General features: G+C 63.2%; 22 protein-coding genes and 1 pseudogene. 15 read left to right on the top strand and 8 right to left on the bottom strand.

Annotated elements, in window-relative coordinates:
- The first annotated feature begins 290 nt into the window (after nt 1-290).
- The 3 genes and pseudogenes from ACSHT2_RS29475 to mgtA all read left to right on the top strand — a co-directional run bounded on the left by ACSHT2_RS29475 (nt 291) and on the right by mgtA (nt 3,758).
- Nucleotides 291-755 (top strand): hypothetical protein, encoded by a 465-nt coding sequence (locus ACSHT2_RS29475; RefSeq protein ID WP_440638289.1) that lies wholly within the window; start codon nt 291-293, stop codon nt 753-755.
- 47 nt (nt 756-802) lie between these two features.
- Nucleotides 803-1,009, top strand: coding sequence for a hypothetical protein (locus ACSHT2_RS29470; protein WP_440638287.1), 207 nt, complete (start codon nt 803-805; stop codon nt 1,007-1,009).
- A gap of 203 nt (nt 1,010-1,212) precedes the next feature.
- Nucleotides 1,213-3,758 (top strand): annotated as a pseudogene (gene mgtA, locus ACSHT2_RS29465) (magnesium-translocating P-type ATPase).
- Nucleotides 3,759-3,839: 81 nt separating this feature from the next.
- On the opposite strand, the gene ACSHT2_RS29460 reads toward mgtA, so the two are convergent.
- Together ACSHT2_RS29460 and ACSHT2_RS29455 are read right to left on the bottom strand one after the other, a co-directional pair.
- Nucleotides 3,840-4,037 carry a hypothetical protein gene (locus tag ACSHT2_RS29460; RefSeq protein WP_440638285.1) on the bottom strand — a complete coding sequence of 66 codons (198 nt, stop codon included), beginning with the start codon at nt 4,035-4,037 and terminating at the stop codon, nt 3,840-3,842.
- Between the two features lie 199 nt (nt 4,038-4,236).
- Nucleotides 4,237-4,455, bottom strand: a complete 219-nt coding sequence (locus ACSHT2_RS29455) for a DUF6894 family protein (RefSeq protein WP_319331897.1) — start codon at nt 4,453-4,455, stop codon at nt 4,237-4,239.
- Nucleotides 4,456-4,811: 356 nt separating this feature from the next.
- Between ACSHT2_RS29455 and ACSHT2_RS29450 the strand changes: the two genes are divergently transcribed.
- Entirely contained in the window at nt 4,812-5,150 is a 339-nt protein-coding gene (locus ACSHT2_RS29450) for a hypothetical protein (protein WP_440638284.1), read from the top strand.
- 64 nt (nt 5,151-5,214) lie between these two features.
- Here the strand turns inward: ACSHT2_RS29450 and ftsH are convergent, their stop codons facing one another.
- The 4 genes from ftsH to ACSHT2_RS29430 form a co-directional block, all read right to left on the bottom strand.
- Nucleotides 5,215-7,059 (bottom strand): ATP-dependent zinc metalloprotease FtsH, encoded by a 1,845-nt coding sequence (gene ftsH / locus ACSHT2_RS29445; protein WP_440638283.1) that lies wholly within the window; start codon nt 7,057-7,059, stop codon nt 5,215-5,217.
- Nucleotides 7,060-7,212: 153 nt separating this feature from the next.
- Nucleotides 7,213-7,899 carry an ABC transporter ATP-binding protein gene (locus tag ACSHT2_RS29440; RefSeq protein ID WP_319331893.1) on the bottom strand — a complete coding sequence of 229 codons (687 nt, stop codon included), beginning with the start codon at nt 7,897-7,899 and terminating at the stop codon, nt 7,213-7,215.
- Entirely contained in the window at nt 7,892-9,118 is a 1,227-nt protein-coding gene (locus ACSHT2_RS29435; RefSeq protein ID WP_440638282.1) for an ABC transporter permease, read from the bottom strand. The genes ACSHT2_RS29440 and ACSHT2_RS29435 overlap by 8 nt, the downstream gene beginning before the upstream one ends.
- Nucleotides 9,115-10,389, bottom strand: coding sequence for an efflux RND transporter periplasmic adaptor subunit (locus ACSHT2_RS29430; protein WP_440638280.1), 1,275 nt, complete (start codon nt 10,387-10,389; stop codon nt 9,115-9,117). The genes ACSHT2_RS29435 and ACSHT2_RS29430 overlap by 4 nt, the downstream gene beginning before the upstream one ends.
- A gap of 270 nt (nt 10,390-10,659) precedes the next feature.
- Here ACSHT2_RS29430 and groL point away from each other — a divergent pair, with 270 nt between their 5' ends.
- The 7 genes from groL to ACSHT2_RS29395 all read left to right on the top strand — a co-directional run bounded on the left by groL (nt 10,660) and on the right by ACSHT2_RS29395 (nt 14,970).
- Nucleotides 10,660-12,282: a chaperonin GroEL gene (gene groL, locus ACSHT2_RS29425; RefSeq protein WP_440642956.1), complete on the top strand. Its 1,623-nt coding sequence runs from the start codon at nt 10,660-10,662 to the stop codon at nt 12,280-12,282.
- Between the two features lie 78 nt (nt 12,283-12,360).
- Nucleotides 12,361-12,579, top strand: a complete 219-nt coding sequence (locus ACSHT2_RS29420) for a ChaB family protein (protein WP_440638279.1) — start codon at nt 12,361-12,363, stop codon at nt 12,577-12,579.
- 246 nt (nt 12,580-12,825) lie between these two features.
- Nucleotides 12,826-13,347: an Hsp20/alpha crystallin family protein gene (locus ACSHT2_RS29415; RefSeq protein ID WP_440638277.1), complete on the top strand. Its 522-nt coding sequence runs from the start codon at nt 12,826-12,828 to the stop codon at nt 13,345-13,347.
- Nucleotides 13,348-13,426: 79 nt separating this feature from the next.
- On the top strand, nt 13,427-14,149 hold the full coding sequence (locus tag ACSHT2_RS29410) for a CBS domain-containing protein (protein WP_440638276.1): 723 nt from the start codon (nt 13,427-13,429) through the stop codon (nt 14,147-14,149).
- A 23-nt stretch (nt 14,150-14,172) separates the two neighbouring features.
- Entirely contained in the window at nt 14,173-14,352 is a 180-nt protein-coding gene (locus tag ACSHT2_RS29405; RefSeq protein WP_124159616.1) for a hypothetical protein, read from the top strand.
- 224 nt (nt 14,353-14,576) lie between these two features.
- Complete coding sequence (locus ACSHT2_RS29400) at nt 14,577-14,777, top strand: hypothetical protein (protein WP_440638275.1); 201 nt, start codon at nt 14,577-14,579, stop codon at nt 14,775-14,777.
- 28 nt (nt 14,778-14,805) lie between these two features.
- Entirely contained in the window at nt 14,806-14,970 is a 165-nt protein-coding gene (locus ACSHT2_RS29395) for a hypothetical protein (RefSeq protein WP_440638274.1), read from the top strand.
- 50 nt (nt 14,971-15,020) lie between these two features.
- Here ACSHT2_RS29395 and ACSHT2_RS29390 read toward each other — a convergent pair whose 3' ends face one another.
- Nucleotides 15,021-15,779, bottom strand: a complete 759-nt coding sequence (locus tag ACSHT2_RS29390; RefSeq protein WP_440638273.1) for a CBS domain-containing protein — start codon at nt 15,777-15,779, stop codon at nt 15,021-15,023.
- A 116-nt stretch (nt 15,780-15,895) separates the two neighbouring features.
- Between ACSHT2_RS29390 and ACSHT2_RS29385 the strand changes: the two genes are divergently transcribed.
- The 3 genes from ACSHT2_RS29385 to ACSHT2_RS29375 all read left to right on the top strand — a co-directional run bounded on the left by ACSHT2_RS29385 (nt 15,896) and on the right by ACSHT2_RS29375 (nt 19,123).
- Nucleotides 15,896-16,618: a c-type cytochrome gene (locus ACSHT2_RS29385; protein ID WP_440638272.1), complete on the top strand. Its 723-nt coding sequence runs from the start codon at nt 15,896-15,898 to the stop codon at nt 16,616-16,618.
- 164 nt (nt 16,619-16,782) lie between these two features.
- The gene (locus ACSHT2_RS29380; RefSeq protein WP_440638271.1) at nt 16,783-18,177 is read left to right on the top strand and encodes a GH1 family beta-glucosidase; all 1,395 of its coding nucleotides are present in this window, start codon (nt 16,783-16,785) and stop codon (nt 18,175-18,177) included.
- 4 nt (nt 18,178-18,181) lie between these two features.
- Complete coding sequence (locus ACSHT2_RS29375) at nt 18,182-19,123, top strand: 1-phosphofructokinase family hexose kinase (RefSeq protein ID WP_440638270.1); 942 nt, start codon at nt 18,182-18,184, stop codon at nt 19,121-19,123.
- On the opposite strand, the gene ACSHT2_RS29370 is transcribed toward ACSHT2_RS29375, so the two are convergent.
- Nucleotides 19,101-20,243: an SbmA/BacA-like family transporter gene (locus ACSHT2_RS29370; RefSeq protein WP_440638268.1), complete on the bottom strand. Its 1,143-nt coding sequence runs from the start codon at nt 20,241-20,243 to the stop codon at nt 19,101-19,103. The two genes, ACSHT2_RS29375 and ACSHT2_RS29370, sit on opposite strands and share 23 nt — an antisense overlap.
- 119 nt (nt 20,244-20,362) lie before the next feature.
- Between ACSHT2_RS29370 and ppsA the strand changes: the two genes are divergently transcribed.
- Nucleotides 20,363-22,783, top strand: coding sequence for a phosphoenolpyruvate synthase (ppsA, locus tag ACSHT2_RS29365; RefSeq protein ID WP_440638266.1), 2,421 nt, complete (start codon nt 20,363-20,365; stop codon nt 22,781-22,783).
- Nucleotides 22,784-22,834 lie beyond the last annotated feature (51 nt).

Here is a 22,834-nt window from a genome sequence, read left to right as displayed (position 1 = left end):
GGCGATGATCGTCAGCTTTCGCCATCAGCCGAGAGGCGTCAGGTCATCGACGAGTACGCCGACAATCTGAGGAAGATCATCCGAAGACTTCTCGGAAGGCTGAATTGATCCCGCTCAGGCGCTTCGCGGCAAGGCACCAATTTCGAATTGACGGTCGGCGGCTTTGGAGAGACCGCCCGCGGGCGGCGGGAACGCGAAAGCTTGATTCAGCTCAAGCGCATGGAACGCGAGCCTGATAGTAAAGGGCGAAATTGACAGGGAATGCTCGGATGACGCTAAAACATTGGTGCGTGGTTCTCGCGATTTCGGCGGGTGCGGTCACATCCGCGATCGCTCAGTCCGACTTTCCGCCGTCCGCGAGCGCGAAACAAGAGGCGCCTCGCCTCGTCGAGGTCATGGGCATGGCGCAGGTTGAGCATCTCAAGCTGTGGTATGCAGGCAAGGCGAAGAACTGGGACCTGGCCGCGTATGAGCTGCGGCAGCTGACGAACAGCCTGGCCGAAGCAGCCATCTTCTATCCGGCGGTGCCCGTCAGCAATGTCACAACGATGAGGGAGCCGCTGCTCTCGGTCGCCGACGCGATCACGGCGGGAGATGATCGCAAGTTCGTCGCCTCCATGCGCGCGCTGACCGACGGCTGCAACGCCTGCCACACCGCGATGGGCCGCGGCTTCGTGACCATCGCCGTTCCGACCGGCGGGCAACCACCTGCCAACCAGATATTTTCACCATCGGCGAACAGCCGGAAAAAATGATGCGCTGAGGCAGCGCGCAGCTCGGAACATCAGCACGAGGAGGTGACATGCCGGCAGTCAGCTTTGCGCTCAGTCGCGCCCACAGCAGGAATATCGAGCGCTATCACCGCTTGCTGAAGACGCATCTCACCGACGTTGAGCGCAACTACATCGAATGGCGCCTGTCGCATGAACAGGCCGCCCTCGCCGCGATCGAGCGGCCGCATCAGGATGGTGCTCACCCAGACGCAGGTCGTGCTGTGTCCGTCTATTAGGAATCCTGTACGCGCATCGATTCAACCAAAGTTCATCCCACTCTCGGCTCCGTACGTCTCATTGTGGCGCTGCGGCACGGCGCATCGGGTCTACCGTTCACAACCTGTTTCACCCGAAACCGAGTTGAGCTGCATCAACCCGGGGATCGAGTAGCCTCTTAGCTTCGCCTGGCCCAGATGTCAGTGACCGGCGAGCCCTCCCAATGATCGCGCAATCCATTCCGGCCGAGGCGTTGGCTGCCGAGTTCTGGCAAGCGCCAAAGGACGAGCTCTGCCGCGCGCTCGGCTCAGGTCCGAAAGGCCTGACACAAACCGAAGCGAACCGAAGGCTGGCGGTCTTCGGAGCAAACCACGCCGACGCCTCCCAAAGCCGGTCAGCCCTGCGCAAGCTCGGCCAACGCCTCTGGAATCCGTTGATTGCGATGCTGCTGGCGGCTGCGCTCGTATCCGGGCTGAGCGGCGACATCGGCAGTTTTGCCATCATCGCGACCGTGCTGTCCCTGTCCATCACGCTCGATATCGTTCAGGAGCATCGCGCCGAGCGGACGGCCGACGCGCTGCGGGAATCTGTCGCCATTCAGGCCGACGTCATCAGGGACGGCAGGGACATGACCGTTTCGGTGACGGCTCTCGTCCCCGGGGACGTCGTGAAACTCCGCATCGGCGATCTGATACCGGCCGATGGCATCGTCCTCGATGCCCAGGAACTACATGTCAATGAAGCCCTGATGACGGGTGAGCCGTTTCCGGCCTTCAAGACGGACGCTCCCTGCTCGGCGGCATTGCCGGCGGACGCCACGAACGCCCTGTTCGCAGGGACCAGCACCGTGGGCGGAAGCGGCAGCATGTTGGTCGTGAGGACCGGAAGCCGGACGCGGTTTGGCGCGATCGCCTCGCAATGGCCGCCAACGCGCCGCCGACCGCTCTCGAAGAGGGCGTCCGAAGGCTCGGAGTGCTGATCCTTCGACTGACACTCTTTCTCACCCTCTTCGTGCTGATGACTCATCTCGTTGCGCATCGTCCCGCAATGGAGTCCTTCCTCTTCGCGGTCGCACTCGCCGTCGGCCTGACACCCGAGCTGCTGCCCATGGTGATGACGGTGACCCTCGCTCGTGGCGCACTGCGCATGGCGAAGCGAAAAGTCATCGTCAAGCGACTGTCCGCCATTCACGATCTGGGCGCGATGGACACGCTTTGCGTCGACAAGACCGGCACGTTGACGGAAGCCAGGATCACGCTGGAGGCGCATATCGATCCGCAGGATCGGCCCAGCGATCGCGTGCTGAGCTTCGCGCACCTGAACAGCACGTTCCAGGCTGGTGTCCGAAGCCCTCTCGACGACGCGATCCTGTCAGCGAGCCGCGATGGCCCGGACGGCTGGGTCCGGCTTTCGGAAGTTCCGTTCGACTTCGAGCGGAGGTGCTTGTCCGTTCTCGTCGCAAGGCAGGACGAGCACATGCTGATCGCAAAGGGAGCTCCGGAATCCATCCTGGCCCGCTGCGCCGCCGTGGAGATCGATGGCCTGGCGCATCCGCTCGACGCCGCATGGCAACGGAAGATGGCGGACATTCAGGCTCGATATGCGCGCGACGGCTTCCGGCTTCTTGCCGTCGCCATCAGGTCCATTCCGGCCGGGCAACGGACGATTGCCGTCGGGGACGAGACCAATCTGACCATGCTCGGCTTCTGTGTCTTCGCCGATCCGCCGAAGCAGGATGCGGCCTCGGCGATTGAAGCGCTCACCTCGCTCGGTGTGACGATGAAGATCCTCTCGGGTGACCATGACGCCGTGGTCTCGCATGTCGCGCGAACGGTCGGTCTTCCGTCGGAGCGCGTCATGACCGGAGCCGAGATCTCCGGGCTCACCGATGCCGCGCTCGTCGCCCGGGTCGATGACGTCGATCTGTTTGCCCGAATCGACCCCGATCAGAAGCGACGGATCATTGCCGCACTTCGCCACCGCAATCACGTCGTCGGTTTCATGGGAGACGGCGTCAATGACGCGCCGGCGATCCACGCAGCCCATGTCGGCATATCCGTCACGGGCGCGACCGAGGTTGCCCGCGCCGCCGCCGACATGATCCTGGTGACTCCCGACCTGTCAGTGCTTGCGGCCGGCGTGCGCGAGGGCCGCAGAACCTTTGCCAACATCCTGAAATATGTCCGAATGGGAACGAGCTCGAATTTCGGCAACATGCTTTCGATGGCCCTGGCGTCGATCGTTCTTCCATTCCTGCCGTTGCTGCCGCTGCAGATCCTGCTGAACAATCTGATCTACGATCTCTCCGAAATCGGCATCCCGTTCGACGAGGTCGACCGCGAAGACGTGGCCCAGCCCGAAACGTGGAACATGGCCGGCATCCTGCGCTTCTCCATCGTCATGGGAATGGCGTCCTCCCTGTTCGATGCGATCACCTTCGTCGTTCTCCTCGAGGTGTTCGAGGCGGATGCAGCACTGTTTCGAACCGGGTGGTTCGTGGAATCGATACTCACCCAGATCCTGGTCATCTTCGTCATCCGGTCTCGCCGCATGCCCTGGCGCGCGAACCGCCCCCACAACATCCTGATCGCGACGTCTGTCGGCGCCCTTCTCGCCGGACTGGCGCTTGCGCTCGGTCCGTGGCGCGGGCTGTTTGGCTTTACCGCGCTTTCAGGAGGAATAGTTGCGGCGATAATTGCCATCGCAGCTGTCTATCTGATCTCGGCGAACGTCGCCAAGCGCCTGGCAATCTCAGCGCCTGACACCTGAGGCAGTCGATCTGGGCCGATGCCGCGCGTGAAGGCGGCAGCGCACCGACCGGAGCCGCATTCAGCTGGAAGCAGAGCAACCCTACTTTGGAGGCTGAAGACCCCGAGAGTTGGCCCATTCGTCGAGGTGAGCTGCGACATCGGCCTGACGAACCTTCGCCAGCAGCTCGTCCTGCTCGCGGCCAGGCTTCAACCTGGCGGCCCGCTCACGAAGCTGTTCGGCCCACGCGGAAAGGCGCTCCTGAAACGATACGGTCTGCTTGACGTGCTGCCGCTTCATAGTGCTTCCCCCCTCCCAGGCACCTTCCGGTCAGCACCTGTTGGGCGAGGACACAAGCACTCCAACCCGGCGCTTTAGGTTAAGCTAGAAGCCGATCGGCCTGCCGCTTTGCGCCAAATCAATGAGGCGGCCGAATTCCGCGATGTGGGGCGATGGGCTCCGGCAGAGAGAGAGTCGCACTACATCCCTTTACCGGTGCTCAGATCACGTTTGAATAGATCTGTTCGCGGTGAACTTCCCGGCCGCTCTCGTCGATGACGACGATCTGGAGCGCGGGATGGCCTTTAGGTTTCTCTCTGCGCATCTTGTCGGCGAGAATCTTGCTGTGTGCAATGGCGGCACCGTCACTCACAAGCTCCAATCCTGACTTGTCGCGGACGGGCACGCCGTCCTTGATATCGAAATAGTAGGTGGGCATCGGCTCATTCCCGCGGCCCCACACAGCTTGGCTGAAATAATCATCGAAAAAAAGAGCCGCCGAGATGCGGTGGGATGAACCTCGGCGGCGACTTGGGGACGTAACCGTGGGGTCGGGTTACGCAAGTCGAATACTAACGAGCCCGCGAATCCCGGGCTTGATCGGCATCAAGCCCGATCTGCCGCGACATCTGTTTCGCGACTTGGATCGCCATTCGGGAAGATCAGGTACATTTTGGATGACCTGCTTCATATTCGCTATTATAATACCGCTATGACCTTGCCTACCCAAAGGCGTCGTCTTTCGCCGCCTGCCGTTGCGGTGGTAATATAGGGTTACATTGCGGGAAGTGCGCCATGCATAGCTACATCGCTCGGGCGAATGTCGATCATTACATCGCGCTGTTAAACGGCGCCGACCTCATGCCTGACCGCCGAAGCGCGATCACCAAGATGCTGATTTCCGAAGTGGACGGGCTCGGCCATGATCTGGAGCAACTCGAGTTCTTCGAGAATCGAGCCGCAACCGGACGCAAGCGCGTGGAGACCGTCGCGCATCTGCGCGACGGTTTTGCTTTCGGAACGCCAGAACGGCGACACGCAGAGGAGTTGCTGGTGAACATCGAGAATCTTCAAACTCTCCTGGAAGATACGTGTCATCGCCTGCGCAGGAAGATCAACTCGCGCGGCCTTTGATGGCCTCGGCAGGCTTGATGCGAGTTCCTGCAAAGCAAGCCGCGGCTGTTCATGCGTGGCGCAATCACGCCGCGACAGGCTTGCTCTCCTCGCTGCGCTTGCCTTGCAGCGGCGCGAACTGCTCGGACGTCACCGTTTCGTTCGCGATCAACAGCTCCACACCGGCGTCCAGGTCACCACGCCGCCGCTGGAGGATATCCCGGGCGCGGCGGTCCCCCTCCTCGATCAGGTTGCGGACGGCGAGATCGATCTCGCGGCCCGTTGCCTCGGCAGCCCCGACGATCTTGTCCTGGGCCGCCCCGAGAAACGCTTGCGGCTTGGGCGCATAGGTGCGTTGCCCCACCGTCTCGTCCATGCCGTACTTGGTCACCATTTCAATCGCGACCTCGGTCGCACGCTGAAGATCGTCGGCGGCGCCGGTGGAGATTGCGCCGTCGAAGATCAGACGCTCCGATGCGCGTCCCCCCATCAGCACCGCTATGCGGTTCTTGAGCTCCTCGATCGTCAGCAGGAACCTGTCCTCGGTCGGACGCTGGATGGTGTATCCCAATGCGCCGATCCCGCGCGGAATGATCGAGACCTTCTGCACCGGGTCGACGCCGGGCAGGCTGGCCGCAACGAGGGCATGGCCCATCTCATGATAGGCGACCCTGCGCCGTTCGTCCTTGCTGAGTACCCTGCTCTTCTTCTCGATGCCGGCCACGATCCGCTCGATCGCCGTGACGAAATCATCGAACGTGACCTCCTCACCGCTCCGTCTGGTCGCGGCGATCGCGGCTTCGTTGATGAGGTTTGCGAGGTCGGCGCCGGTAAATCCGGTCGTGAGTCCCGCCACCTTGTCGAGGTCGACGTCTTTGCCCATACGGATCTTGCGGACATGGACCTTGAGAATGGCGACGCGCCCGTTCTTGTCCGGCCGGTCAACCAGAACCTGCCGGTCGAAGCGGCCCGCGCGCAGCAGTGCGGGGTCCAGGATCTCGGGGCGATTGGTGGCCGCCAGCAGGATGACGCCGGCGCTCGGGTCGAAGCCGTCAAGCTCGGACAGGAGCTGGTTGAGGGTCTGCTCCTTCTCGTCGTAACCTCCGAACGACAGCGGCCCGCGGCTGCGTCCCAGCGCATCGAGTTCGTCGACGAAGATGATGCACGGTGCCGCCTTTCGGGCCTGCTCGAACAGATCCCGGACGCGCGCTGCGCCGACACCAACGAACATCTCAACGAATTCCGAGCCCGAGATCGAGAAGAACGGAACGCCGGCCTCTCCCGCCACGGCGCGGGCCAGCAGCGTCTTTCCCGTTCCCGGCGGTCCGACCAGCAATATTCCCTTGGGTACATGCGCCCCCAATCGGCCATAGCTCTTGGGGTCCTTGAGGAATGAAACGACTTCCTGGAGCTCGAACTTCGCCTCGTCCACTCCGGCGACATCCGCGAAGGTGACCTTGATGTCCTTTTCGACATAGACCTTTGCGCGGGATTTGCCGATCGCCATCAGCCCGCCCAGGCCCTGGCCGCCTCCCATGCGGCGGCCGATCCAGAACCAGATCACGAAGAAGGCGATGACCGGAAAGATCCAGGACAGCAAGCTCTGCAGCAGACCGCCACTGGGAACGCCGGTCACGCTCACGCCTTTTGCCGCGAGCTTCTCGGCCAAAGCCATATCGACCCGCGCCGTGATGAATGCGGACTTTCCACTCGGAAGCGGTTCTTTCAATTTCCCCTGAATCATATCCGAGCCGACGGACACCTCGGCGATCTTGTCCTGCGCAAGTAGCTGCTCGAATTGGCTGTAGGGAATGGTTTCGATTGAACTGTACGTCGCGAGCCCGAACTGCAGCATGACGAGCAGCAGGCCGCCTGCCAAAACAGCGGCCATGACCATAGTCTGCTTCCGTGAACCTTGATCGGACTCCACTCTGCTTCTCCCATCACCGTCGGCTGCGCTGTAAATGGTAATGGAGAACGGCGACCTCTGCTTGATTCAGGTCAACACCGCGGTCCCACACGACCGGGCCGATGAACTCGACAGGACTGACAGCACATGACGCTTGCGCTGGATTCCCAGCGTTCAATGCTGCGCAATCCGGCCGTCGACCACCTGGATGATGCGGTCGCAGCGGCGCGCGAGGTCCAGATTGTGGGTGACGAGCAGGAAGCTGGTGCCGCTCTCCCGATTGACCCGTCGCATCAGTTCGAAGACGGCATCGGCCGACTTCGAATCGAGATTGCCGGTCGGCTCGTCCGCCAGCACGAGATCCGGATTCATCGCGAGCGCCCTGGCCACGGCCACCCGCTGCTGCTGGCCGCCCGACATGTTGTTGGCAAGATTGTTTCCGAATCTCTCGAGACCGACCTCGGCAAGGAGGCGATCGGCCCGGGCCCCGATCTCGGCACTCGGAAATCCGCGGTCCGCGAGCATCGGCATCATGATGTTTTCGCGCGCGGTGAAGGCAGAGATGAGCAAATGATGCTGAAACACGAAGCCGATGGTGTGGCCCCTGAGATGCGTGAGCTCGTTGTCACCCAGCAGCCCGGTGTCGCGTCCCTTGATGAGGAGCCGGCCTGACGTCGGCCGATCGAGCAGACCGACGATGTTGAGCAGCGTGCTCTTGCCGGAGCCGGACGGACCCATCAAGGCCAGGAACTCGCCATGAGCGAGTTCGAGATCGATGTCGTGCAATACCTCGACCTCCGTCGGCAGGCCTACATTGTAGGCCTTGCAAACGCGCTCGAGCCTCAGGATCTCGTCAGCCACGGATCGCTACCACCGGATCGAGTTTCGCCGCGCGCACCGCCGGCGCTGTCGCAGCCAACAGGCCGGTGACCGTGGCGAGCACCGCCGTATAGATGAAGAGGTTTCGCTCCAGGATCAACGGAAAGAACTCGCTTCCATCCGCCTGGCGGGCAACAGCGTGCCAATAGATCAGCGCAAGGGCGCCCATCGTCGCGCCGAACAGCGAGCCAATAAAGCCGAGCAGACCACCCTGGAGCAGGAACACCCGCAGGATCTGGCCGCGCGAGGTGCCCATCGCCCTGAGGATGCCGATCTCCTTGGAGCGCTGGATCACCGAGACGATGAGCACCGCGGCAATGCCAAAGGCCACAGACAGGCCCACGAACACACGGATCAAGGTGTTCGTGTAGATCTGCGCCTGGACGGCGGTGTAGAACTGCGCGTTGGTGGCGATCCAGCTATCGGCCTCGACGGCCGTCGCGGCCTGGATCCGCCTGGCGATGGTTTCGGCCGCATAGATGTCCTTGATCGTCATGTCGATGGTGGTGACGCCGCCGATCATGCCGAGCAGAGACTGTCCGGTCCGCAGTGCGATGAAGGCCACGCGCTGATTGGCCCCCTTGTTGCCGAAATCGACCAGGCCGGAGATCGTCAGCACCCGGTTGGCAGAGCTTGCCGCCTGAAGGTTCAGCTTGTCACCCACAGTGGCGCCGAGATTCTTGGCGAGCTCGGTGCCGATGATGATGTCTTCGCTGGTCAGCCGCGCGGTGCCGGCGACGATGTAGTCCGGCACCTTGACGATGTTGAAATAGGTGTCCGGCTCGATTCCGGTCAGCGTCACCGCCCGGCTGGCGTCGCCGCGGATGGCCAGCGCGGATCCGGTAATGGTGGGTGAGACTGCGGTGACTTCCGGCATCGCCAGCATCTGGGCTCTGATCTTCGGCCACTGGTCGATCGAGATCACCCGCTGGCTCGGCCGTTGCACCACCGCGTCCTCGATCTCGCCGGCGGCGTTGCGCAGGGGGCGCGCGACCTGATCCGGCGTGAGGAGCTGGATCTGCGGCTGCGATGTCAGCACGCGCTTGATGAAATTCGCCTCCATGCCCGCGAGCATCGCCGACATGAAGACAATGACGCCAACGCCGATCGAAATGCCGCCGATGATGAAAGCGGTCTGTAATCTGCCCTCACGCAGGAAGCGCACGGCAGCGATCCACTCGAATGGAAGCCAGCGATTCATGGCAGGACGGGCCGCACGCGCTGCCCGGTCACCACGCCCGAGCTTTGCGGAATCGCGACGTCACCGGCTTCCAGCCCCTCGACGATCTCGATGTTGCTGTTGCCGCGCAAGCCGAGCTTCACCGGACGCTTGACCGCGCGACCGCCCTCCATGGTCAGGACCCAGGGCTGTCCGGACAGGACGTCATGGACCGAGCGAACGGGCAGCACCTTCGCATCGTCTTTCGCGGCAACCTCGATGTCGACCGAGACGGTCATGTCCTGGCGCAGCTCGTCGGATGGTTTCACCACCGTCAGCTTGACCTGAACGGTCGCGCGGGAAATGTCGATGCCCGGATTGATGTAGGAGACCCTGGCGGCAAAATGCCGGTCCGGGTAAGCATCCGCGGAAGCCAGCGCGTTCTGTCCGAGCGCGAGCTTCCCGAGATTGCGCTCGTCGATCTGCAAGACGAGCTGCAAGTCACCTGACGGCGCGAGCACGAGTAGCGCCTTTCCCGCCTGCGCCACGGTGCCGCGCTCGACGTTCCGGGTGATGAGAACGCCGTCGCGAGGGGCCACGATCGTGGCATAGCCCAAGCGGGATTCCGCCGTGTCCAGATTGGCTCGTGCCTGGTTGAGCTGCGTCTGCGCCATGACATAGTCGCTGCCGCCCGGGCTTGCGGTATAGACCTGGAACTCCGCCGCACGTTTCACGGCGCGCGCGACATCGAGCGTCTTCTGTGCGTCATCCAGGGCTGCCTTGGTCGCGTAGCCATTGTGTTCGAGCTGCGCCGTGCGGTTATAGGTCTGCTGGGCGTTCAGAAGCGTCGCTTGCGCTTGTGTCAGAGCCTCCTTCGCGGAGGGCAGCGTCAGCTCTTCGAGCTGCCTGATCCGGGCTTCGGCCTGGGCTACCGCCCCCTGCGCCTGGATCACGCTCGCTTTGAGTTCCCGTGCCTCCAGCGAGATCAGCGGCTGCCCCTTGGTGACCTTCTGGCCTTCATGCACCAGCACGTCCGCGACCGTGCCAGTGATCTGGCTGCCGATCTCGACGCGGTACGGTGTCTCGACATGCCCGCTCGCCACCACGGTCTCGATCAATCGCCCGCGCGCGACCTGGTCGACCACGACGGCAGGTCCGAACAGGATGCGGACGCCCTGCCAGGCACCAAGGGCGAGCAGAACAAGGATCGCGAGCACAAACCATTTGTGGGCGAGGACTCCTGACCACGCCGACGCGGCGGAGAGCCGGGTCGTGTGCTCCTGCTTCGAAACGGATAGTGTTTGCTCTACCATGACTCTGCGCTGCTGCGAATTCCGCCGAACTGAATACCGCACCGCCCCTGTTCCAGATTGCGCCAAGTCAACGCGCTGCCGGCAAAATGCGCGCTGTCTTAAAACATTGTCGCGTTTGCACCGATCGACGGCCTGTCGAAAGCACCGCCGCTTGGGAGCTTCGACGCTGATGTGCTCACGTTGACGAAGATCAATCCGGCTGCAGCTCACTCGTCCAAACTGGTCTGCAAAATCGCACTGGCAGCGGCAGCAAAGCAGAGGACATGTAAAATGGCGCACAAGCAGGTCCTGTTTCACTCGGCGGCTCGTGAAAAAATCTTGCGCGGCGCGTCCCTTCTCGCCGATGCCGTGCGCGTCACGCTCGGGCCGAAGTCGAAATCCGTCCTGATCCAGAAGTCGTGGGGCGCACCCATCGTGTGCAACGATGGGGTCACCATTGCCAAGGAATTCGATCTCAAGGACGCGGAAGAGAACCTGGGCGCCCAGGTGCTGCGGCAGGCCGCCGAGAAGACCGGCGATGTCGTCGGCGACGGCACCAGCACGTCGACCATCCTGGCCCATGCCATCCTCGCGGACGGCGTCCGGAACGTCGTCGCCGGCGCGAGCGCGATCGACCTCAAACGCGGCCTGGATCGCGGGACACAGGCCGCCATCGCCGCCCTGCACGCCATGGCGAAGCCGGTGAAGACCAGGGCGGAAAAGGTTCAGGTCGCCACGATCTCGGCGCACAACGACATCTCCATCGGCGAGCTGGTGGCGGATGCGATCGAGAAGGTCGGCGGTGACGGCGTGATCTCGGTGGAGGAGTCCAAGACCACCGAGACGCTGCTGGAAGTCGTGGAAGGCATGAAGTTCGATCGCGGCTTCCTGTCGCCCTACTTCGTCACGGATGCCGACCGCATGGAAGCCGTATTGCAGGATCCCTACGTGCTGCTCTGTGATCACAAGATCGGGGCCCTGCGCGATCTGGTTCCCCTGCTCGAGCAGGTCGCCAAGAGCGGCCGGTCGCTTCTGATCATCGCCGAGGACATCGAGGGCGAAGCGCTGGCGACCCTCATCGTCAATCAGCTTCGCGGCGTGCTCAAGGCATGCGCAGTCAAGGCGCCCGGATTCGGCGACCGGCGCAAGGCCATGCTGGAAGATATTGCCATCCTTACCGGCGCGCAGGTGATCTCGGAGGAGATCGGGCTCAAACTGGAAAGTGCCACCCTCCAACAGCTCGGTCGCGCCGCACGGGTGGTCGCCGACAAGGAGAATACCACCCTGATCGGGAGTGGCGGCGATCGCGCCCGTATCGACGCACGGCTCGCTCAGATCCGCGTCGAGATCGAGAAAGCCACCAGCGACTACGACCGCGAGAAGCTCGAAGAGCGCCTCGCCAAGCTATCGGGCGGCGTCGCCGTCATCCGGGTGGGAGCACCGACCGAAGCCGAGATGAAGGCGAAGAAGGAAGCGCTCGACGATGCGATCAGCTCGACCAAAGCTGCGGTGGCCGAGGGCATCGTGCCGGGCGGCGGGCTTGCGCTGCTCCGCACGATCGCGGCGGTGGCCAAGGAGGAGGCCACCTGCGAGGGCGACGAAAGAACGGGCGTGCAGATCCTGAAGCGCGCGCTCGAAGCTCCCGCGCGCCAGATCGCCGAAAATTCCGCAACCGATGGCGGCGTCGTCGTTGCCCGGATGCTGGCCAGCGAGGGCAATTCCGGCTTCGATGCCGCCCGGAAGGTCTATGTCGACCTCGTGGAAGCCGGCATCGTCGATCCGGTGAAGGTCGTACGGACCGCGCTCGAAAATGCGGTGTCCGTCGCAAGCGTGCTTCTTCTGACGGAGGCGACGATGACGGAGATTCCGGAGCCGAAGCGCGAGCGGCTGCCCGAGTCCGACATGGCAATGTAGCAGCCGCAGGCCTGCAGCGAACGCAGAGCCATCAGCCGTCGGCGCAAGAGGCGCAAAGATTCCGCACAGGATGCAACGATGCCCTATCGCTCGAACAAGGACCTTCCCCCTGGCGTACGGCACCACTTGCCACCTCATGCCCTGGACATCTACCGGGAGGCATTCAACCACGCCTTCACCTCGCATGCCGGGGACCTCCGGCAGGAAGAGATCGCTCACCGCACGGCCTGGGCTGCCGTGAAGCGCTCTTACGTGAAACTTGGCGACCAATGGTTGCCAAGGAGACCGGCTTCATAAACGCCCACATGTTCTCGACTGCCCCTACAGCCGAGAAACGTCTCTGGACCTGCCCCATTTTGCTCGACGCAGGAATGCGGAACGACGAGTTCCACACCCGCATGTGACATGATCGTCCTATGCGCTTCCGACGCATCCGATTTCGCGCGCGCAGCTCTTGAATTTGAGCGAAATCAACCAGTGCACGATGGCAGAGACTATCCTTCGTTGCGACCGGAATGGTCAAACTCGATGGAGAACATGATCATGGCGACCGAAACCAAACTTCCTGTCACCAAGACGTCCACCGCACCTGCAGCCGCCGGCGAGGCATGGCAGCCGTTCCAGGCGTTGAGAAACGAAATCGACCAGATCTTCGACGATTTCGGCAGCGGCTTCTGGAAACGGCCGTTCCGCTCGCTCGCACGGCTGGAGCGCGACCTGTCCAAGAACTTCAATGCGCCGGCCGTCGACATCGCCGAAAGCGACAAGGCCTACGAGATCACGGCTGAGCTTCCCGGCCTCGACGAGAAGAACATCGACGTCAAGCTCGTCAACGGAGGTCTCACCATCAGAGGCGAGAAGAAGGAAGAGACCGAAGAGAAGAAGAAGGATTACTACGTTTCCGAGCGCCGCTACGGCTCGTTCGAGCGCTACTTCGCGCTCCCGGACGGCGTCAACGCCGACAAGATCGAGGCGACGTTCAAGAACGGCGTGCTCAAGGTCGTCCTTCCCAAGACCGAAGAAGCTCAGAAGCCGGCCAAGACCATCAGTGTGAAGGCCGCCTGACGGCCCCCGATGCGAGGCTGCGACGGCCGCAGCCTCGCCTCACCCCCAGGAAACTCGCCAGCGAACTCGAGGACACACCATGCGCGCACATCATATCATGACGAAGGACCTCGTTGCCGTAACACCGCACACGACGATCGAGGAAGCGGCCAAGATCATGCTCCGAATGCACATCAGCGGCCTGCCCGTCATCGACGATGCCGGCAATCTCGTCGGCGTGGTCTCGGAAAGCGACTTCCTCCGCCGCAGCGAGATCGGAACCGGCCGCAGGCACGCCGCCTGGCTGAAGTTCTTCATGGGACCAGGACGCGCGGCTGCCGAGTTCGTTCACGAGCGCGGCCGCAAGGTGGAGGACGTCATGACAAAGCAGGTCGTCTCGGTGCAGGAAGACACAGATCTGGCCGAACTGGTCGACCTGATGGAGAAGAACGACATCAAGCGCGTCCCCGTGATGCGGGGCAAGACGCCCGTCGGGATCGTCACGAGGACGAACCTGCTGCAAGCCGTGGCGAGCCTCCTGCACGAAATTCCGGATCCGACCGCCGATGACGAGCACATTCGCGAGCGCATCACACGCGCGGTCAACGGCACGGACTGGCGTCCGATCGGCTTTGAGGTGAATGTCCGCAAAGGCGTCGTGCATCTGCACGGCCTCGTCACCACCGATGAGGCCCGTCAGGCCGCGATCGTCGCTGCCGAAAGCACCGCCGGCGTCAAGGAAGTTCACGACCATCTCTGCTTCGTCGATACCTATACCGGGCTCTATGTGGAATCGCCCGAAGACATGAAGGCCGCTGGCTGAGCTCCCCGCGGGTCGAGGTCAGCATGCTCGGATGGTTCGTTCGGATTCTCTTCGCCATAGCAGCGCCGATCACGGCGCTGTTCGTGGCACGTGACGCACTGAACTTCGGCTTGATCCAGACCATCGTGACCATGTTGCTCGTGACTGTCCTGGTCGGGCTGATTGCCGCCTTTACCGGGCGGGACCGACAGGCACCGCGCTAGTCGCCGCCGACCGGCTCGCCCGCCAAACCTGGGTGCGGAGCCGCCCGATGGCGTCGGCCGGCACAGCAAAGGTATGGCGATGAGCCGGTACCCCGGGAGTGCAGGCGTTGCGCGCTTTTCCGTGCGGCTACGGACATCACCTTAGGTGAAGCTCCCAAATTTCGGCCGGACAATTTATCCGCTAGTAAGGGTTCGTCAGCACGCACCGGCGCGGGGGCCTGCAAATGAACCACTCGATTTACACTGCGGACAAGGCAACGCATCTGAAAGTGGTCGTCAGCGGATTGCTTGCCGGCATCGCCGTCGCAGCGACCACGCTGACCGTGCACTTGGCCCAGCCTGAATCAGGCTTGCAGAAGGCGAAGACTCTGGCCGTCCATCAGGCACGTCCAATGCACGCACTGACCGAAATGGCCCAACGCTAGTCGAGATCGGCTGTTGGAGGATACTCAGATGACCAACGAGGCAATCAAGGCGCTGATGCTACTCGCGATGTATGGCATCCTCGAACTCGCGCTCTATGTTTCGTCGACCGCCAGAGCTGCCAAGCAGCCGGTCCGTTCGACACCCGGCCGGACTGCGAATCCCGATCTCACCCATCCGAGGACGGAAAACTAGGCCGATCCGCGCGGTCGCCCGTCGGGAGACGGCAGCGTCAGTGAAGATCGTTACAACGGTTCGTCATCGACCGTGGATGGTTCTGCCTGCAGCGAGACGAAGTCACCGCCGCCGTAATCGTCCTCCGGATCGGGACTGATCGATTCAAGGCACAGGCGGTCATCGACGCCGCGAACGCCTGAAGCGTTCTCGCAAGCCACGACAGCCGCCCGGCGGGCGTTGTCACCTTTGACGACGCCCCGCAGCGTCACGAAGCCGTCCCTGACGCTCACGTTCAAGCCGACGGGCTGCCAAGGCATCCCGGCCATCGCCGCGAGGACCGAACGGCGGATATGATTGTCGTTTTCCGAATAGCCGGGTGCGCCGGTCAACGGGCCGGCAACTGCGGACAGGAAGTCGGACCGGGTAATGATGCCGACAACGCGATCATTGCGCATGACCGGAACGTGATTCAGGTTTCGGCGCTCCATCAGGTCGGCAATCTCCTCGAGGGGAGTCTCTTCCCTGGTCGTCGCCGGATCACGCGTCATCACCTGCTCGACCTTGCGCCCGTGCTCCTTGACGAATTCGCGCGCGATTCGGTCCGTTCCGAGCAGGACGGTCAGCAGCCGGTTGCGCGTGTGCTCCGTTTCGAGCTCCGCCCGCCTGAGGAAGTCGCTTTCGCAAATGATGCCAACGAGCTTTCCCGTCGCATCCGTGACCGGCAGTCCACTGATGTGGTGACCGAGCATGACCCTGATGGCATCGGCGATCGAAGCCTCGGGCCGAATAGCTATCACTCGCCGGGACATTATCTGGTGCGCGCGCATGTCTTCAACTCCAGAGAGAACTCACAGGTAGTCGCCGCCCCTGACAGGGGCTTGATCGAGATCAACCGCCCGGCCGCGATCGAGGGCCATGCTGCCGTCGAATCTGGACATTGGGCATGCGCCTGCAAGCATTGTTCATGGCCGCGATCCTTGCGGCAGTCGCGGCGCCGAGCGCCGGAGCGCCGGCCGCAACGACGTCGGTCGACGTCTCTGCCGCGCTCTCCGATCTCATGACCCGGCTTCAGCTCCAGCATGCCAAGCTCTGGTTTGCGGGGAAGCTCAGCAACTGGGGTCTGGCGAGCTACGAGATCCAACGGATCGATGCCAGTCTCGAAGCGGCGGGCAAGCTCTTGCCCGACCCATCGCGGATCGCTCCTGCAAAGGTTCAGCTGCAAGCCGCACGCGAGGCGATCCGACAGAAAAACGTGCCTGCCTTCACCAAGGCCTATTCGGCCCTCACGAACGAATGCAACAGCTGCCATCGGGCCAGCGGCTACGCCTCGATCACAATCCAGGTACCGGTTCGCCCGCCTGTCACCAACCAATTGTTCGTCGATCAGGTCACCGAAGGCCGGGCGCTGGCCCACGCCTCCTGCGGAACCTGCCATATCGTCGAGGATGCCGCCAGGGAATCGCCCGCGTCCCGCCCCCCGGCGCCGAGCCTCATGGAGATCGTCAATCGTCCCTCGTTCTCCACCGATGACATCAGGCAGTTCCTGGCATCGGGCCACCGCAGGCTCGGACCTGACCAGGCCATGCCGAACCCGCGGCTCGCGGAGTACCAGATCGACGAGATCGTGGCGTACCTCGAAACGTTGAGAGCCGGCCCGCTGCGCTAAACCCGGCCCGCTCCACTCGCCCGTTGCAAGCCCCGGCGGTTGATCTCGGTCAAACGGTGATCGGCAAAGAGCAGCATTGTGGACCCAACACAATCTGAACAGCGCCATCGCAAGGCAGGCACATGACAATGACAGGCGGAGCCGCTCCCTCACCTCAGACGCGCGTGCCGGCAGCGAATTCATTTCTTTGGGGCGTCTCGACCTCGAGCTTCCAGATCGAGGGCGCTTCCCATGTGGATGGGCGCGGCGACAGCATATGGGACAGCTATTGCCAACAGAAGGGCCGCATCAAGAATGGCGATACCGGCGATATCGCCTGCGATCACTATCACCGCTACCGTGAAGACATCGCGATGATGCACGATATCGGCGTCGGCGCTTACCGCTTCTCGATCTCGTGGCCGCGCATCCTGCCTCGCGGTCGCGGGGCTGCGAACGAGGCGGGCCTCGATTTCTACGACAGGCTCGTCGATGCACTTCTGACTGCCGGCATAGAACCCTGGATCTGTCTCTATCACTGGGATCTGCCGCAGGCGCTGCAGGATCTTGGCGGCTGGCAGAACCGGGACATCGCGGGATGGTTCGCCGATTATGCTGCGCTGGCGGCCCGACGCTTCGGCGATCGGGTCAAGCGGTTCGCCACCTTCAACGAGCCATGCGTATTCACGCTGTTCGGATACGGTCTCGGCTGGAACGCGCCCGGCATTGCCGACAGGGGCGCCTTGCACCGAGCCATTCACCACGTCAACCTGAGTCACGGCCGTGCCATCGACGTCCTCCGGCAATCGGTGACCGACGCATCGCTCGGTGCCATTCACAACCGCCAGCCCTGTTATCCCGCCACTACGCGAGAGGAGGACGTTGCGGCGACGCAGCGCCTTGCGCCGTACTGGAATGACGCGTTCCCGTATCCGCAGCACTTTGCCTACTATCCCCCGGAGCTTGCCGAGGCCATCGAGCCTTACGTCAAGCCCGGTGACATGGCGCAGATCGCACGGCCGGTCGACTGGTTCGGGCTCAACCACTATTCGCCGCACTACATCAAGGCCGACAGCAATCCGATCGGCGCCGGCTTCGGTGCACCGCCGGATGGCGTACGCCGCACCACCATCGGCTGGCCCATCATTCCCGACGCGTTCCGCGATACGCTGCTGGACATCCACCGGCGCTTCGGGTTGCCGATCTACGTGCTGGAGAACGGAACCGCCGCGGACGATAAGCCGGACGATAGCGGCCGCGTTCAGGACACCGCACGAATTGCCTATCTCGACGCCTACACGAGGGCAATGCAGGAAGCGATGCGGGCCGGAGCCGACGTCAGGGGCTATTTCGTGTGGTCGCTGCTCGACAATTTCGAGTGGGCATCGGGCTATTCGCAACGCTTCGGTCTCGTGAATGTCGATTTTGCCACGCAGAAGCGAACCCCGAAGGCGTCGGCGCACTGGTATTCGGATCTCATTCGGTCGTCGCGACGGTCGCAAGTTGCCGCAGACCGCGCGGCGCTCGACAACGTGACGGCAACGCCCGGCGCGATGGCCGCCTCCACGGTGTCCAGCTGAGCCGATGAGCGCGATCCTCACAATCACGCCCAATCCGGCGGTCGACTTGTCGACATCGGTGGACAGGATCGTTCCTGTCGCCAAGCTGCGCGGCATCGGGCAGCGCCGCGATCCCGGCGGCGGCGGCATCAACGTTGCGCGCGTGGTCAAGCGCCTCGGCGGCAATGCCACCGCGCTCTATCCGGTGGGCGGCCTCACGGGAGACCTGCTGCGTCAATTGCTGGACAAGGAGGGCGTCGAAAGCCTGACCTTTCCGATCGCCGGCGAGACCCGGCAAGACTTCTTCGTCCGCGAGATCGGCACGGGCCAGCCCTATCGCTTCATCCTGCCAGGGCCGCCTCTTGCAGAGCACGAATGGCAGAGATGCCTTGCCCTGCTGTCGGCGCTGCAGCCGTTTCCCAGCTTCGTGGTTGCCAGCGGAAGCCTGCCGACAGGGGTGCCCGACGACTTCTATGCAAGGGTCGCAAGGATCGTCAAACAGCGCGGCGCCAAGATGATCCTTGATACCTCGGGTCAGGCCCTCGTTGCTGCGGTGGCGGAAGGGGTCGAACTGGTCAAGCCGAACCTGCGGGAGATGCGCGAGCTGGTCGGCCGCGAGCCGTCTGATCCCGCCGAATGGGAAGCTGCTGCCGGAACGCTGGTGCGCAGCGGCAAAGCGGCGATGGTCGCCCTTACGATGGGACATCTCGGCGCCGCGCTGGTGACGAGCGACCGCGTGTGGCGCGCCAAACCTCTCGCGATCGTACCCGTCGGCGCCGTTGGCGCAGGTGACAGTTTTCTCGGCGCGCTGGTCTACGCGCTGGCATCTGGAGCCAGCCTCGAACACTGCTTTCGACAGGCCGTCGCCGCCGGCGCCGCGGCCCTGCTCAATCCCGGCACAGAACTCTGCCGGCCCGACGACATCAAACGTCTCGCCGAGCAAGTCATTCTCTCGACAGCAATTTGACCGAGCCGGTCGGAAGCGTCGCGGACTCTGCCTGCTGCGGCGGCGTTTCCCGGTTGAGACGGTCGAGCGACAGCAGGAGACTGCCGACCCGTCCCAGCGACGACATCCAATCGGCAATACGCCCATAATTGTCGACAATCCAGTTGAACGAGGCCTGCACCAGCGTGAAAGCCGCGGCGGCTTGTGTGAGCTCGCCCAGTGTCATGGCCCCGGAGAGAAATTTCGGCGCGCAGAGCACCAGCCCGATGATCGGTGCCAGAAGCGAGTTGCCATGCGACACGATCGTCGTCCGCATCAGCTGCCAGCACAGGCGGCGCCACTGGTCCATGGTGGTCCTGAGAGTGCTGCGAAGGTCACGGCAGACTTCCGGCCGTTGCCCTTGCGGCGCGATGCCCTCCCCGATATCGCGGAGCTGGTGTGCCGCCGTGATCAACTCCGCCTCCGCCTGGTTCTTGATCTGAACCAGCCGGGTCAGCGGCGCCCCGACCGTCATCATCGCAATCGTCACGATGCTGGAATAGAGCGCCACCCCGACGACAAGGTAGCCCGGAATCCGGACGGAATGACTTCCCACAGGCAGCGCGATGTCGCCACCGACCGTCCAGAGGACCTGAATGAAAATGACCGCGCTGAGCAGCGCGGACACCAGTCCGAGCGCCAAGTCGATCGGCGCATCCGTTGCGATCCTGACGTCCTCGGCGATCCGGTATTCGGGAATCTGCTGCTCGCTCTGCACAGCCGCGAGGCGGGCATAACGGTCATCCTCGACCCAATAGTCGATCACCTTGCCGGTCAGCCATTCCCGCCATTTTCTCTGCACGGTCATGCGGCCCCAGACCGACGCCACGGCGAGCGTGATACTCCCGATGCACAAAGGGACGAGCAGGAACGCCTGCCCCCTCAGCCGCGCAGAATCGCGGCTCTCGAGCGCATCGAAGAAGTCGCGGTTCCAGTAATTGAAGCGAAATTGCACGTAGAGCTGGAGGATGACGACCGCCACCAATAGCACGCATAGCACCCATACGCGCCAAGCCGATGCTCCCCGCCAGAAGCCGGAGGCGCTCTGCCAGAATCGCGACCTCGCCCGCGAAGAGCCGTTCTCGTCTGGTTCGATCGTCATCAATGTTCACAGCTAGAGCCGGCATGTGCTGCGCACTTGATCTTTCGCAAGCCGACGGTGCCGAGATGCGCGAAAGTTATCGCCATTCAGACCCATTCTGCAGCGCGGGAGAATGCGCGATGGACGCATCGAGCTACATTCGCTGGTTCAGGGACATACGTCTTGCCGACGTGCCGCTGGTTGGAGGCAAGACCGCATCCCTGGGCGAGTTGTATTCGGCGCTGACGCCGGAGGGCGTCAAGATCCCGAACGGCTTTGCGCTGACCGCGGCCGCGTATCGGGACGCCCTGACCGAAGCCGGCGCGTGGGACAGGCTCGGCTCCCTTCTCGCCGGCCTCGACAAGCGGCGGATCGCCGATCTTGCCCGCCGTGCCGCCGCCGCGCGCGCGATCGTCTACGCGGCGACCGACCGGGAGGATCTGCGCCACCAGGTCAGACAGGCGTATCGGCAGCTGGAGCAGGAATACGGACGCAACGTCGCGGTCGCGGTCCGTAGCTCGGCCACGGCCGAGGACCTTCCGACCGCAAGCTTTGCCGGCCAGCACGACAGCTTTCTCAACATCCGGGGCGCAGACGGGCTGATGGAGGCCTGCCGCCGCTGCTTTGCTTCACTGTTCACGGATCGTGCGATCTCCTATCGGATCGACAATGGCTTCGATCACTTCAAGGTCGCGCTGTCGGTTGCCGTGATGAAGATGGTCCGCTCGGATCTCGCGGCAAGCGGCGTCACCTTCACGCTCGATACCGAGACCGGGTTTCGCGACGTCGTATTCGTGACCGGGGTCTACGGGCTCGGCGAGAATATCGTGCAGGGCGTCGTCGATCCCGATGAATTCTACGTCCACAAGCCGACCTTCAACGCCGGCTTCCGCGCGGTCCTGTCGCGCCGCCTGGGATCGAAGGCAAAGCGGATGGTCTACGGTCGCGGGCACAACACGACCCGGAACGAGGCAACGCCGGCGAACGCGCGCCAGAAATTCTGCATCAATGACAACGAGGTCTTGACGCTGGCCGAATGCGCGCTGCTCGTCGAGAAGCACTACTCGCAAAAAGCAGGCAAGCCGACCCCGATGGATGTGGAATGGGCCAAGGACGGCAGGGACGGTTCGCTCTACATCATTCAGGCCCGGCCCGAGACGGTCGCCTCGCAACGAAAGCCGGAGGAGCTCGAGAGCTATGTCCTGAAATCGCCCGGGACGGCGCTGGCCGAAGGCCGCGCCGTCGGGGAAAAGATCGCGGCAGGACGCATCCGGCTGATCAGGAACGAGCGGGATCTCCAGAAATTCCGCCCGGGCGAGGTGCTTGTCGCGACGGCTACGCGCCCGGACTGGGAGCCCGTCATGAAGCTCGCCGCCGCGATCGTGACCGATCATGGCGGCCGGACCTGCCATGCCGCCATCATCGCGCGCGAGCTCGGAGTGCCCGCAGTGGTCGGAACGGGCAGTTTCAGCAAGAGGGCGAAGACCGGCACGGCTGTGACGGTGTCCTGCGCGGAAGGTGACATCGGTCACGTCTTCGAGGGGACCCTGCCATACGAGGTCGAACGGACCGCGACCGAAAGTGTCCAGAAGCCGCGCACCGAAATCATGGTGAACCTCGGCAATCCCGAGATCGCGTTCAAGACCGCATCCCTGCCGAGCGATGGCGTTGGCCTTGCCCGTATGGAATTCATCATCAACCAGCATATCGGAATCCATCCGATGGCGCTCGCCTGCCCCGACAAGGTGACCTCAGTGCGGGACCGGCGGAAGATCAAGCTGTTGACCGCACGCTACAAGCAGCCGTCCGAATTCTTCGTCGAGCGGCTTTCGGAGGGCGTCGGCACCATCGCCGCCGCGTTCTATCCCCGGCCGGTGATCGTGCGCCTCTCCGATTTCAAGACCAATGAATATGCGAACCTTCTCGGCGGCGCCGATTTCGAACCTCGCGAGGAGAACCCGATGCTCGGCTTTCGAGGCGCCGCGCGCTACGCGCACCCCGCCTATGCGCAGGGGTTCGAGCTGGAATGCGCTGCAATGAAGCGGGTGCGCGAGGCGATGGGCCTCACCAATCTCAAGATCATGATTCCGTTCTGCCGGCGTGTCGAGGAAGCGCGCAAGGTCATTGCAGCCATGGCAACTCATGGCCTCAAGCGGGGCGAGAACGGCCTGGAGATATTCATGATGTGCGAGATCCCGAACAACGTCATCCTGATCGACCAGTTCGCGCAATTGTTCGACGGTTTCTCCATCGGCTCCAATGATCTCACCCAGCTGACGCTCGGCGTCGACCGGGACTCCGAGATCGTCGCCTTCGACTTCGACGAGCGAGATCCCGGCATGCTGCAAATGCTGTCGATGGCCGTCCTCGGCGCCAAGCGCAACCGACGCCACGTCGGCATCTGTGGCGAGGCTCCCGCCAACTATCCGGAGATCGCGAAGTACCTGGCTGAGCTCGGGATCGACTCGATCAGCGTGAATCCGTCGAGCGTGTTGCGGACCATCGAGATCGTCCGCGCCGCGGAGCGCGACAGCGGGGAAAGCCGGCGGGCTGCGGGCTAAAGCGCGATGAGATCAGGACGAGTCGTCATCGCGCTTTGGGCTACTGTTTAA

The sequence above is a fragment of the Bradyrhizobium sp. PUT101 genome, assembly GCF_052043945.1.
Taxonomy (GTDB): domain Bacteria; phylum Pseudomonadota; class Alphaproteobacteria; order Rhizobiales; family Xanthobacteraceae; genus Bradyrhizobium.
Note: the sequence above shows the minus strand (reverse complement) of the source record. Positions and strands in the feature narration are given on the sequence as shown.